The organism is Sodalinema gerasimenkoae IPPAS B-353 (assembly GCF_009846485.1).
GTDB classification, from domain to species: domain Bacteria; phylum Cyanobacteriota; class Cyanobacteriia; order Cyanobacteriales; family Geitlerinemataceae; genus Sodalinema; species Sodalinema gerasimenkoae.
Window position 1 is genome coordinate 2,493,715 of record NZ_ML776472.1, and the last position, 12,631, is coordinate 2,506,345.

General features: G+C 48.7%; 10 protein-coding genes and 1 pseudogene. 5 read left to right on the forward strand and 6 right to left on the reverse strand.

The annotated features are described in order from the left end of the window. Window positions 1–250 precede the first annotated feature (250 nt). From L855_RS10930 to L855_RS21860, 3 genes and pseudogenes are all read right to left on the reverse strand, one after another. A pseudogene (locus tag L855_RS10930) lies at window positions 251–2,871 on the reverse strand (hypothetical protein). 175 nt (window positions 2,872–3,046) lie between these two features. Further along, window positions 3,047–3,952, reverse strand: coding sequence for an NACHT domain-containing protein (locus tag L855_RS21855; protein ID WP_246198813.1), 906 nt, complete (start codon window positions 3,950–3,952; stop codon window positions 3,047–3,049). Beyond that, entirely contained in the window at window positions 3,949–4,827 is an 879-nt protein-coding gene (locus L855_RS21860) for a hypothetical protein (protein WP_246198814.1), read from the reverse strand. Before L855_RS21860 ends, L855_RS21855 begins: the two co-directional genes overlap by 4 nt. A gap of 505 nt (window positions 4,828–5,332) precedes the next feature. Here L855_RS21860 and L855_RS10940 point away from each other — a divergent pair. The 3 genes from L855_RS10940 to L855_RS10950 all read left to right on the forward strand — a co-directional run bounded on the left by L855_RS10940 (window position 5,333) and on the right by L855_RS10950 (window position 6,822). Then, complete coding sequence (locus L855_RS10940) at window positions 5,333–6,292, forward strand: aromatic ring-hydroxylating dioxygenase subunit alpha (RefSeq protein WP_159787950.1); 960 nt, start codon at window positions 5,333–5,335, stop codon at window positions 6,290–6,292. Between the two features lie 184 nt (window positions 6,293–6,476). Continuing rightward, a complete protein-coding gene (locus tag L855_RS10945; RefSeq protein WP_159787952.1) occupies window positions 6,477–6,620 on the forward strand; it encodes a chlorophyll a/b-binding protein in 144 nt (47 codons plus the stop codon). 58 nt (window positions 6,621–6,678) lie between these two features. Further along, window positions 6,679–6,822: a chlorophyll a/b-binding protein gene (locus tag L855_RS10950; protein WP_087705175.1), complete on the forward strand. Its 144-nt coding sequence runs from the start codon at window positions 6,679–6,681 to the stop codon at window positions 6,820–6,822. Between the two features lie 116 nt (window positions 6,823–6,938). Here L855_RS10950 and L855_RS10955 read toward each other — a convergent pair whose 3' ends face one another. Together L855_RS10955 and L855_RS10960 are read right to left on the reverse strand one after the other, a co-directional pair. Beyond that, window positions 6,939–7,928 carry an SPFH domain-containing protein gene (locus tag L855_RS10955; protein ID WP_159787954.1) on the reverse strand — a complete coding sequence of 330 codons (990 nt, stop codon included), beginning with the start codon at window positions 7,926–7,928 and terminating at the stop codon, window positions 6,939–6,941. Between the two features lie 57 nt (window positions 7,929–7,985). After that, a complete protein-coding gene (locus L855_RS10960) occupies window positions 7,986–8,408 on the reverse strand; it encodes an NfeD family protein (RefSeq protein ID WP_159791074.1) in 423 nt (140 codons plus the stop codon). Between the two features lie 233 nt (window positions 8,409–8,641). Between L855_RS10960 and L855_RS10965 the strand changes: the two genes are divergently transcribed. Together L855_RS10965 and L855_RS10970 are read left to right on the forward strand one after the other, a co-directional pair. Beyond that, window positions 8,642–9,463 (forward strand): hypothetical protein, encoded by an 822-nt coding sequence (locus tag L855_RS10965; RefSeq protein WP_159787956.1) that lies wholly within the window; start codon window positions 8,642–8,644, stop codon window positions 9,461–9,463. Window positions 9,464–9,510: 47 nt separating this feature from the next. Beyond that, window positions 9,511–10,617, forward strand: a complete 1,107-nt coding sequence (locus L855_RS10970) for a PP2C family protein-serine/threonine phosphatase (RefSeq protein WP_159787958.1) — start codon at window positions 9,511–9,513, stop codon at window positions 10,615–10,617. Between the two features lie 8 nt (window positions 10,618–10,625). Here the strand turns inward: L855_RS10970 and L855_RS10975 are convergent, their stop codons facing one another. Then, window positions 10,626–12,545: a calcium-binding protein gene (locus tag L855_RS10975; RefSeq protein WP_159787960.1), complete on the reverse strand. Its 1,920-nt coding sequence runs from the start codon at window positions 12,543–12,545 to the stop codon at window positions 10,626–10,628. Between the last annotated feature and the right edge of the window lie 86 nt (window positions 12,546–12,631).

Sequence of the window (12,631 nt, forward strand, 5' to 3'; positions counted from 1 at the left end):
AGGCTTTCCGCATTTCGACGGGAATCACGATTTTTCCTGTTTTTGATAGTTTTGCAATTTGCATGAGTTAATAATCTGATTGTTCTGCTTGAATCTAAATAGGATTGATGCCGAAGAAGGATGGTAGTACTCTTTTATTTTATAAAAAATCAAAAAACTAATCCCCAAACTTTAAAATTCCACCGAGAAACTATGGTTTTCATTCTTTGAATAGTACCCGAAACCCTTACTTGAATCAACCCTGGGATAGTCAATTCAAAGAATTTTTCGAACCGTTAGAAGACAAGATTAAAGGGGTATTCATTTCCAACCTCAGAAAATTCACATGTCCCAACATGTCACCTGCTAATACTGTCACTCCGTCGGATGCAATAGCACAGCAAAGTAAGACACTCTCAAGAGCAAAACTCGCAATCATCTTCTCTGCTGTTAAATCCCACAATTTTAGAGTCTTATCTGAGGAGGCAGAAACCACGTATTTTTCATCAGGAGTGATGCTTAGTCCCCATACTGCGTTACGATGCCCAGAAAGGGTGGCTACTTCCGATCCGATAGTTACGTCCCAAATTTTCAGAGTGTTATCTCTTGAGGCAGAAACTACTTGTTTACCGTCAGAAGTTATGACGACTGCATATACCGACTCACTATGTCCGGTAAGGGTAGCCAGTTCTGTTCCGGTGAGTAAATCCCATATTTTCAAAGTTTTGTCTGACGAAGCAGAAACTGCTTGCTTGCCGTCAGGAGTTATTGCTACTGCCGATACAGAGTCACTATGCCCGGTAAGGGTAGCCAGTTCTGTTCTGGTAAGTAAATCCCATATTTTTAAGGTCTTGTCTGACGAAGCAGAAACTGCTTGCTTGCCGTCAGGAGTTATTGCCACTGCCGATACAGAGTCACTATGCCCGGTAAGGGTAGCCAGTTCTGTTCTGGTAAGTAAATCCCATATTTTTAAGGTCTTGTCTGACGAAGCAGAAACTGCTTGCTTGCCGTCAGGAGTTATTGCCACTGCCGATACAGAGTCACTATGCCCGGTAAGGGTAGCCAGTTCTGTTCTGGTAAGTAAATCCCATATTTTTAAGGTCTTGTCTGACGAAGCAGAAACTGCTTGCTTGCTGTCAGGAGTTATTGCCACTGACGATACAGAGTCACTATGCCCAGTAAGAGTTTCTAGTTTCAATCCGGTTTCTAAATCCCATATTTTCAGAGTTTTATCACCAGACCCAGAAACTGATTGTTTTTTGCCGGGAGTCACAGCTACTGCATTTATCCAGTTACTACGCCCAGTGAGCGTCGTGACTTCCGCCCCGGTAGCTAAGTCCCAAATTTTCACGGTGTTATCTCTTGATGCGGAAACAGCTTGTTTGCCGTCAGGAGTGATGGTCACTGTCCATACTGTATCACGATGCCCGGTCAGAGTGGCTAGTTCTGACTCAGTAGTCAAATCCCAAGTCTTCAGAGTGTTATCTCTTGATGCGGAAACAGCTTGTTTGCCGTCAGGAGTGATGGCTACTGCATTTACCCAGTCACTATGCCCGGTCAGAGTGGCTAGTTCTGACTCAGTAGCCAAATCCCACAGTTTTAAGGTGTTATCTTTTGATGCGGAAACAGCTTGTTTGCCGTCAGGAGTGATGGCTACTGCATTTACCCAGTCACTATGCCCGGTCAGAGTGGCTAGTTCTGACTCAGTAGCCAAATCCCACAGTTTTAAGGTGTTATCTTTTGATGCGGAAACAGCTTGTTTGCCGTCAGGAGTGATGGCTACTGCATTTACCCAGTCACTATGCCCGGTCAGAGTGGCTAGTTCTGACTCAGTAGCCAAATCCCACAGTTTTAAGGTGTTATCTTTTGATGCGGAAACAGCTTGTTTGCCGTCAGGAGTGATGGCTACTGCATTTACCCAGTCACTATGCCCGGTCAGAGTGGCCAGTTCTGACCCGGTGGCCAAATCCCACAGTTTTAGGGTGTTATCATCAGACCCGGAAACAGCTTGTTTGCCGTCAGGAGTGATAGCCACTGCCCATACAGAGTCAGTATGCCCGATAAGGGTAGCCAGTTCTGACCCAGTGACTAAATTCCAAATCTTTAGAGTATGATCCCTCGATGCAGAAATAGCTTGTTTGCCGTCCGGGGTGATAGCGACTGCTGTTACCCAGTCGCTATGCCCTATTAAAGTAAATAATTCTGACCCCGTGGTTAAGTTCCATAATTTCAAGGTTTTATCGGATGACCCAGAAACAGCTTGCTTGCCGTTAGACGTAACAGCCACCGCCCATACGGAGTCGCTATGCCCTGTAAGAGTGACCAATTCTAACTTAGCAGCAAAATCCCATACTTTAAGCGTGTTATCCATTGAAGCAGAAATAGCTTGCTTACCGTTGAAGATGATAGCTACTGCCCTTACCCAGCTACTATGCCCACTGAGGGTGCCAATCAGCGGCCCGCCTGGAGGTGTAAGACTGGCGGTGAGGGGCGAAACCAGGGTTTTTTCTGGGTTTGTTTTGCCTGTTTTAGCAAAGCCACAATCTCTAGATTCTCAAAAGACAGCAACCGCCCCCAAAGTTGCCCCGCCAGTTGAGTTGTATCTGATTCTAAAACATGGACCGATAGCCGCAATGTCCCAGCAATTAATTTCAAGGTTTCCCGCTGTTCTGGGTTCAGCAAGACATCCGAACTCATCGCCAAATCGTAATCTTCAATTAAGGCTTGCACCCCCAACTCCACCAGTTTTACCTGGATAAATTCAAAATCCGTCAGCAACTGCTGTAGCCGCTCAGTTTGCGCGGTGTTGGCGAGATGACTGGGCAAGGTATCCAGGGCATAGCATCGCTTTTCTGGGGAAAGTTTGTTGAGTCTTTGGCTGAAGTTGTTCATAAGTTATTGCTGGGGGTTGAAGCCAAAATGGTCTTAGTTGCCTGAGTACGGGGCAAAACATTAAATATTGTCGGACAAGTTCATAATTTCCTCGGTTGGGGCGCGGGATAAGGACATCTAACCCATTCGGACTCTAGGCTGGCTACGCTGAGATTTCCTCCTCCAAGCCAATACATTAGGCATTTTCCTCATCTTCTCCATATAACTCTTCCCACAAATTATCAGCGATCGCCTGTTCAATATCCCGTAAAGAGATTCCCGCCTTTTGAACTGTCCTCTTATTAAACAAAAAATCCTGAAAACTCTTATGATAAATACTATAAACCTCCTCATCTTCTATGATTTGATGGCGCAAAAACTGTTCCCAGTCATCCAAAACCTCCTGTACCATTAACGGGTCTTCCTCAGCAAAATCCGCCAACAAATCGCAGGACACCGGCTTACAGGTTTTGGACAATAAATAGATAATCTTCAGCTTCATCCGAGGTAACGGCTTCGTCACCATCCCCATACGCTGCCAATGTTGATCATAATATTGCTGCAAACCTTTGGGCAAATTACCTAAATCTAAGTCTGCATATTTGCCATTTTCAATATCATCGAGAACATACTTTAAATACATAAAATTGGTTTCGCTGTTCTCCGCCAAAACCTCAGTAAATTCCGCCTCCGTCACCCCTTGTCCCGCCAGCCAGCGTTGGATAGAGTCCCGTTGGCTGCGATCGCCAATAAAGCCTCGGATATCTGCTAAATTGGCTTGATAATGGTCAGGGGACATCATATTAAACTCCTGCTGCGGCGCGGAGACAACAAACGGGAATAACTCTGGGCGTTTGGTCAGGATAAAATAAACCCCATTAGGTAACGTCTCAGGCAGATAGAGGACATTTGCTCCTGAATTTTGGCTTTTCAAATCCACCTCATCTAAGGCATCCACCGCAATCACTAACCGGTCAGTTTTTTCCGCTGCTTCGGTCAAAAGCTTCCTCAAGAAATTGCCATTTTGTATATTGTCAGGATGCAGGGGTAAGTCATAGGCTAACCCATAGCGTTCAATCAGTTGAGCGCAAATACTTTTCAAGAAATCTTCGGTACTGGTGCGGTTTTCCGACAGGATTTAAAATAAGCCAGACATCCTGTTTGCTGCACATATCGCGCTAACAAAGCACTTTTGCCCACTCCTGGATCGGCTTCTAGAATGAAATAACCCTTGGCTTGCGTCTGGACAAATGTATCAATCGCCTCAAATACAAATCCTCTGCCCCAAAATTCTTGAGTCTTGTCTCCAATAAAAGCGGCAAAGTCTGCCGGAACTGGAGGCGTGCTTTTTAAGGTATCTAGCAATTGATTAAACCGCTGGTCAAGTCCTTGACAAGACTCGATAAAGGTATCTACCCCCTCATCAATTCTCCCTCGAATCTTCTGGAGTTCTTCATCAATGTTGACGACTCGCCCTCCAATTTGACTCAGTAAATCATGAGTTAGGGTATTAAAGACAACGGAATTATACTTAATTTCTAAGCGAAAATAGTGCACTAATCCCGGTAGATATAAATTCCGAAACGTGTTAATTAAAACGGGAGGGGCTTCTCGTAGCCAGTGGTGTTCCCGTTCCAACTGCTGCATTAACTGAGATGCGATCGCCCTCTGTTGATACGGCTGCAAACTTCCCTCAATTCCGGGAGACTGTCCCCCTTCCACCAGTGTTAATATTTGTTGTCCATCATCCTTGATTTGCCCAATTCGTGCGATGACAATGTGCCGATGCGAGTTCCAGCCTGGTGCATCCTGACAACAGCTACAAATATCCTTGAGAATGCGCTGATGAGCTTTGAGGAGTGCCTTTTCAATATCGTGATTTCCTTCACCCGCCTTCTGCTGCGCCCACTGGCGGACTTCACCAGTAATTTCTCCTAATCCCGCACCAGCCACTAACATTAGAATATCAGCAAGCATTACTCAATCCCTCACTTTATCGAGCCAATCTGACTTAGCCAATCTGACTTAGACTGTATTTTACTACAGTGAGCAGTCTTTTCCCTTGCCAGATAGTCTCTCTTACGCCAATTATCATCAATCTCAGACTTAGTTCACCTAAAATCCTAGTTAACATAGAACCAGCTCGCGGTTCAAGCCCAACTTGATGTAATAGAAATTGATAACATCATCAATGCTTTCGAGGGAACATGATGATTTTGCTTGACACCCATATTTGTTTAGGGTTTATCAGTCGTACCACTCGTTTAGGCATAACTGTTCGTGATGTCATTCGCAACCCAAATAACGAAGTGTAAGGTTTAGTAATGACTGATGTTATCCCTAATTACAATCCTAAGCGTCCCAACTCCCGTAATGTCTTCATATCGACTCAACCGTTTATGATGATCATTATCGACCTAACCTATAGCTACTCAACCGTTTATGATGATTATTATCGACCTAACCTATAGCTCCCATTATCATGCTTCATCGAGATTGGCACCCCGTCGCCGAAGCCATCGAACCCGGTACAGTCCGTTCCGTGAAACTCCTCGAACGGGAGTTCGTTATTTGGCGATGCGGCGATCGCATCCTGGCCTGGGACGATCGCTGTCCCCATCGTGGGGTTCGTCTCTCCGGGGGAACCGTGGAAGAGGGAGGACTCCGTTGCCCCTATCATGGACTGGTGTTTAATAGTCAAGGACGTTGCGTCGAAGTTCCCGCTGTCCCTGGATGGACTCCCTCCCCCCAACTGGCCCTCTCCGGTTACCCCGCCGAACTTCGCTATGGTTTAGTCTGGCTATCCCTCAACCCTGATGCAGACCCCCAAACCATCCCCAGTTTCCCAGAATGGAGTGACCTGAACTACCGTAAATTCCTTTGTGGGGCCTATCGCTTTCAGGCCAGTCCCCTACGGGTGATGGAAAACTTCCTCGATGTCTCTCACTTCCCCTTCATCCATGATGGTTTACTCGGCGATCGCCACCACACAGAAGTCCCCGAGTATCAGGCTGACTGGAATGAGCAGGGATTATTCATTAAAGATGTACAAATTTGGCAACCTAACCCCGACGGAACCGCAGAAGGGGCCCAGGTGACCTATAACTACCACGCACCGACCCCTCTGTGTGCCTGGTTCGAAAAACTCTCGGGCGATCGCCGCCTCAGCATCTTCTTCGCCATCTGTCCCTTAGAACCGGAACTGGCTATAGGTTGGATGTGGATCGCCATGAACTACGGCTCAGAAGTCCCCCAAGCCGAACTTCATAGCTTTCAAGATCGCGTCGTTCGCCAAGATATTCCGATAGTAGAGTCTCAACAGCCCAAACGCCTCCCCCTCACACTCTCCCAAGAGGGACATCTCCCCAGCGATCGCGCCTCTATCGCCTACCGTCAGTGGCTAAAACGGCGAGGGGTCGAGTTTGGGGCGATCGCTGCCTAAACTCCTCCCACCGAACCCCCCAACCTCTCTCGAAGGACGGTTTTTTCTCTATCCGCTTGACTTGACAACAAAGATTTGTATAATACATCACCTTGTTGTCAACTTTTTTTAATAAAACGTTGCAACTCCTAGTTGGTTGTGTTAACTTTTGAAAAGAAGCAGCCAAGGCAAGGAGATACTAACCATGGAAAATCAAGACACCAAACTCGGCTTTACTCAATTCGCAGAAACCTGGAACGGTCGTCTAGCGATGCTCGGCTTTGTCATCGGCATCGCCACCGAAATCCTGACCGGACAAGGGATTCTCTCTCAAATTGGCTTAATGTAATCGCCTCAAACGCCTACATTACGCTCAATCGCCAACCTCACTCACGGAGATACCAATCATGGAAAACCAAGACACTAAACTCGGCTTTACTCAATTCGCAGAAACCTGGAACGGTCGTCTAGCGATGCTCGGCTTTGTCATCGGCATCGCCACTGAAGTCCTGACCGGACAAGGAATTCTTTCTCAAATTGGCTTGATGTAATCTCATCAATCAGCCAACGCTATTTTTTAAGTCATATAAAGCAGAACCGGGGGATAAAGTTTATCCCCCGGTTCTGTTGATGTTACAAGTTTATGTTGCAACGTTCACGAACTCGCTTAAGAGTCTAACGTGAACTCCTCAGAAGACACCGCCTCTAACTCCTCCTGACTTAAGATCGACTTCATTCCCTCCAGAGTGGCCGGAATACTACGAGGGTCCATAAACATCACCTTACTACTGTCACTGGTGCCAATCTCAGACCCCATTTCCAGATACTGTTGGGCCAACAAGAACTGAAGGGACTCAGCCATTTTGGGATGAACCTTTAGGGTCTTCGCCAGGATTTGCATCGCTTCTGCTGTCGCCTGGGCTTTCAAGACTTTTTCCTGACGTTGCGCTTCAGCTTTCAGCAAAATTGCCTGTTTTTGCGCTTCTGCGTGCAAAATCTCGGCTCGTTGACTGGCTTCTGCCTCCAACACCTGGGCTTCTGCCCGTCCTCTAGCGGAGTTCACCGCCGACTCTCGTTCCCCCTCCGAGGTCAACACCGCCGCCCGTTTACGTCGTTCCGCCGACATCTGTAACTCCATCGAATCCTGAACTGCCTTCGAGGGAATAATGTCCCGCAGTTCTACCCGAGTCACTTTCACCCCCCAGGGGTCTGTCGAAATATCTAACTCTCGCAACAGCAGTTCGTTGATTTCCGATCGCGCCGTGAAGGTTTGATCCAACTCCAGCTTACCCATTTCCGAGCGAATTTGAGTTAACACCAAATTCTGCATCGCATTTCTCAAATCTTCAACCTTGTAATAGGCTTTCTCCATATCCATAATGCGCCAATAGACCACCGCATCCACGGAAATGGCCACGTTATCAGAGGTGATACAAGGTTGAGCGGGAATATCCAGAACTTTCTCGCGGATCGTTTCTTTGAAAACAACTTTATCCAAAAAGGGGATAATGAAACTCAAGCCCGGCTCAAGTTTTTTACCGCTGTATTTTCCGAGGGTTTCTACCAATACCTCATTCCCTTGGTTGACAATTTTGACGGAACTGTTCGCCATGCCACCTAAAAAAACCACAATAATGAATGTCCACAACGCGTCCATAACTTTCTCCTAAAAATGCTGTAAAACTCAGCTTAACGCTTCTAGTTTAATGCCAAATTACTCCTCAAAGTCTTCTGGCAAAACTAATAAGGTATTGCCCTGACGACCCACCACCAAAGCCTTAGAGTGGGCTGGAATTAAAAAGTCTCCCTCACAGCGAGCTTGCCAAGAATTGCCTTCAAACAAGACCCGTCCCACTTTTCCTGGCTCGATCGCCGTCAGGGTTTCGGCCTCCGTCGCTTCTGCCAGAATATAAGAACTTTTCTTGGGAACAAACTGTTTGAGGGCAAACAGGAACAGCAACGCCAAGACCATCCAGAGGAAAATCTGAATCGATAGCTGGGGAATCACCAATGAGAGCAACGCCACAACAAACGCTGCCAATCCCATGGAGAGTTCGACAAACGCTGTCGGTAGGAACAACTCCATGAGACAAAACAGGATGCCGAGTCCCAGCCAGAGTACGGTGAAGCTCTCCATAGATGTCGGGAAACCCATAGATTATGTCAAGAGGGAACAGGGACGGAAGAACAGAACTGCCATCCTCTTCCATCATAGGCAAGGAATCCTCAACTCGGGAGTTTCCTTAATTGTCCTTTAACGCTCGTTTTGGTTGAGAGAGGCACTATACTGAAACTGATTCATGGCCCCGAGAAGCCGCTCCGGTGGCTTGCAGTTGCTTCCCCTGAGGATGTTTAAGAGGATAGACCGACGTGCTCTTCCGCGAATTTGCTAACCGCATTGACCCCTCCGAGACCACTCTACCCCACTATCTTTGGGCCGTGGGGCAATTGGCTGCTCAGATTCCGGTGGGGGAAACCCTCGGCGATCGCTATGAGGTCGTTCAGCCCCAAATCTGGCGCGATCGCCACCCCGATCGGGCCCCCGAGTTGCCAGCCGAAATTAGCCTCAGCCATCTTCCCTACCTGCGGCTGGTGCGTCAGAGTCTTCATGTACCGCAAATTTACGGCTTTTGTCCCCAAGATAACAGCTCCAGCGACCCAGTTTTACTTCTAGACAACGCCCCCATCACTCCCCAGGGCCAACTTTATCCCAGCCTACGGGAAGCCTGGACCAACGCCCCAGCAGTGCGTCAGGTCTATTGGCTCTGGCAAAGTTTGCAACTCTGGCCCATCCTAGATGAGCAAGGGGTCGCCGCCAGCCTCCTCAACCCAGAAAACCTGCGGGTTCAAGGCTGGCGCGTCTGGTTGCTACAACTCCACAGTGGCAACACGGGCCATCAGTTGACCGACTTAGGCTATCACTGGAGCAATTGGCTCAGTGGCTCCTCAGCCATTGTCGCTGAACCGATGATGCAAATCTGCCAGCGGATGCGTGACGGGGAATCCTTACCTAACATCGCAGAAAGCCTCAATCAACTGCTCCTAGAACTGGCCGCCGAACGACCCCTGCTGCTAGAGATGTATGGAGCCAGCGATCCCGGTCCCCTGCGATCGCACAATGAGGATGCAACGACCCCTGCTGCTAGAGATGTATGGAGCCAGCGATCCCGGTCCCCTGCGATCGCACAATGAGGATGCCTGTTACCCCACCGCCAGAGATCTTAACGATCCTGAGGGTTATGTTCGAGACCTCGCTATCCTCTGCGACATGTTACCCCACCGCCAGAGATCTTAACGATCCTGAGGGTTATGTTCGAGACCTCGCTATCCTCTGCGACGGCGTCGGCGGTCATGACGGCGGAGAAGTGGCCAGTCAAACCGCCGTGCGAACCCTCACCTTGCAAGTCCGAGAACTCGGCAAATCTATCCAACACGAAGCCAACCCCCTACCGCCACAGGTCATCTCAGACCAACTGGCCGCCCTGGTTCGCGTCGCCAACAACACCATTGCCCATCAAAACGATAGCCAAGAGCGCGAAGCCCGCCAACGCATGGGAACCACCCTGGTTCTCGCCTGGCAACTGGGACAGCGTCTACGCAATGACTCAGGAGTAGTGCGCCCCAACAGCCATGAATTATATCTGGTGAACATCGGCGATAGTCGCGCCTACTGGCTCACCGCCCACTACTGTCAACAACTCACCGTTGACGATGACGTAGCCCATCGCGAAGTCGAATTTGGTCGCAGTTTCGCACGGGAAGCCTCGCAACGGATGGATGCTGGCGCTCTGACTCAGGCCCTGGGAACCCGAGACAGTGAATTTATCCATCCCTCGATTCAGCGATTTGTCATTGAAGAGGATGGAATTTTGCTGCTGTGTTCCGATGGCCTCAGCGATGAAGATTGGGTCGAGAAGTCCTGGCAACAGGTGGCCCCGGCTATCTTAGCGGGAGATTGTCCCTTAGAAGATGCCGTGCAAGCCTGGATTCAACTGGCCAACGAACAAAACGGTCATGACAATACCTCCGTGGTCATGATGCTCTGTCGCGTCTCTCCGCCACCACGTAAACCCATTGACCCGGTTGAAACCAACCCAGATTTCGGCCAGACTCCCCCAGAGTCAGAGTTTTCGGAAGCCTCCAAAGCCTTGTTATATGACCAAGCCACCGATGTTCCCGGTTCAGTCGGTCGCCGTCGTCGTCGCCGCCCAGCTTGGCCAACTTGGTTAGGAGTGATCCTGATGATTGTTTTAGGAGTGGGGGTTTTTGTGCTGGCGTACCAACAAATGCGACCCCAAGAGGACTCTCCCGACGCTTTCCCGGAAGCTCCAGCCTCGGAAAACTAAAGTCCAATTTAAAAGATAATAATGTTGTCTTCGTTGAAAAAGGAGGTAACAGCCGGGTTGTCTAAAAATGCTAATGGGATCTGAGGCTCCGGACCATCGCCATCGGGATCATAGAAGAGAAGCCCTCCATCAGACTCTAGTTGCAAGATAAAGCGATGTTCATCCGTTGATGCACTAAAATCAAAGACAAATTGCTCTTGCGAAACCGGTCCGGGAGTTAGTCCACCGCCGAATCCATCGGCAGAAATCAAAATCAAATCATCGACATCGAAGTCCACCAAGGTATCTATTCCTTCATTCGGATCATTGAAGACAATACTATCTGGGCCAACGCCGCCAAAGATGAGATCTGCCCCAGGACCACCGGAGAAGAAGTTACCGTCATTCCCTCCTCCCTTCATGGTATTTTGTCCCCCAGTTGAAATCAGAGAGTCTTGTTCTGGACTTCCTGTTATCAGATTATCCCCCTTACCGGTAATGAGGACTTCCACATCATCCGGCATGAAGACAGACAGATTATTGTCACTCTCAATAAGCCATGTATCAATGCCATTGCCCCCACTCACGAAATCTTCAGGGCTAGCAATAATCAGGTCATCATCATCCCCACCCTGAATGGTATTTGTGCCATCTCCTCCAATCAAGGTGTTATTACCGGCAACACCTACCAGATAATCATCCCCTTCATTCCCGATTAGCAGGTTCGAGTTCTGATTGCCACTCAGGGTATCATTACCTGGAGAACCAAAGACATTATTAAAGTTGAGGATGGTAATGGTGTCGTCGAGGGTTTGGTCTGCTGCTCGGCTCAAATCGACAACAACTGGCTCATTGAGAAGCAGAGTATTATTTCCTCCGCGACCATCAATCACTTGAGGTGGGGCATTGAGAACCGTTACCGTTGCCGTTGCAGTTCCCTCACTTTCGTTAATGATGGTGTATTGAAACTCTCCGACATTCCCACTAAAAAATCCCTCATCTGGCACAAAAATAATCTCATCATCTTCTAGGGATACAGCCCCGTTCACAGCTTCAGAGACTCCAAATAGGGTTAATATCTCACTCTGAGGGTCGCTGTCATTGTCTAATAACTCCTGCGGGTTAACTAAAATCCTATCAACTTCACCATAGGTCAGGGTGTCATCATTAGGTGTTCCTACGATGGTGTCAGGGGTAACGGTGTCGTTTTCTGCGATCGGATTGTCCGGCTCAGGTTCGGGTTCCGGCTCGGGTTCAGGTTCCGGCTCGGGTTCGGGTTCGGGTTCCGGCTCAGGTTCGGGTTCCGGCTCAGGTTCAGGTTCCGGCTCAGGTTCGGGTTCCGGCTCTGGTTCCGGCTCAGGTTCAGGTTCGGGTTCGGGTTCCGGCTCTGGCTCAGGTTCAGGTTCGGGTTCGGGTTCCGGCTCTGGCTCAGGTTCGGGTTCGGGTTCGGGTTCCGGCTCTGGCTCAGGTTCGGGTTCGGCAAAGGTTACATTGAGAGCAAACTCATCAATTCCTAACTGATTTGCAAAACTGCCAATTTGGAGCGATCGCCCATCACCATTAAACTCAAAGGTAATCGTCTCGAAGCTATCAAACTCACCGCCAACGGCAAAGTTAATCGAAGTTTTAGGTAAAACAAAACTCTCAATAACCACTCCATTGCTATCCAAAACTTGAATAGCATGGTCAAGATGGGGAGATGTATAACGCAGCGTTAGTTGTGCTGAGACGATCGCCGGAAGCGTCTCCAAAATCCCAACTTGGATGGCCTCATCTCCGGTATAGGTCATCAGGGTTGGGTTGGCCGGCTGAGTGAAGTTACCCCGTCCCCCCTCATTACGACTGCGCAGGCCGATCGCATTTCCCGAGAATGTCAACCCCTGACCGGCATACCGAGTCCCGATCGCGGCCAAATCCACAACATCTGAAAAGTTAAGTTGAACATCCATCGGACTTAAAGTGTAAAGAGGACAAGCCGAACTATTTAAAGTTTAGCATGGGGGTAAACCTAAGTAATCTTTAGTGGAATTTACTC

Coding starts and splice junctions, on each gene's coding strand:
- L855_RS21860 (WP_246198814.1), bottom strand. CDS start 4,827: ATGCTTGCTGATATTCTAATGTTAGTGGCTGGTGCGGGATTAGGAGAA.
- L855_RS10940 (WP_159787950.1), top strand. CDS start 5,333: ATGCTTCATCGAGATTGGCACCCCGTCGCCGAAGCCATCGAACCCGGT.
- L855_RS10945 (WP_159787952.1), top strand. CDS start 6,477: ATGGAAAATCAAGACACCAAACTCGGCTTTACTCAATTCGCAGAAACC.
- L855_RS10950 (WP_087705175.1), top strand. CDS start 6,679: ATGGAAAACCAAGACACTAAACTCGGCTTTACTCAATTCGCAGAAACC.
- L855_RS10955 (WP_159787954.1), bottom strand. CDS start 7,928: ATGGACGCGTTGTGGACATTCATTATTGTGGTTTTTTTAGGTGGCATG.
- L855_RS10960 (WP_159791074.1), bottom strand. CDS start 8,408: ATGGAGAGCTTCACCGTACTCTGGCTGGGACTCGGCATCCTGTTTTGT.
- L855_RS10970 (WP_159787958.1), top strand. CDS start 9,511: ATGTTCGAGACCTCGCTATCCTCTGCGACATGTTACCCCACCGCCAGA.
- L855_RS10975 (WP_159787960.1), bottom strand. CDS start 12,545: ATGGATGTTCAACTTAACTTTTCAGATGTTGTGGATTTGGCCGCGATC.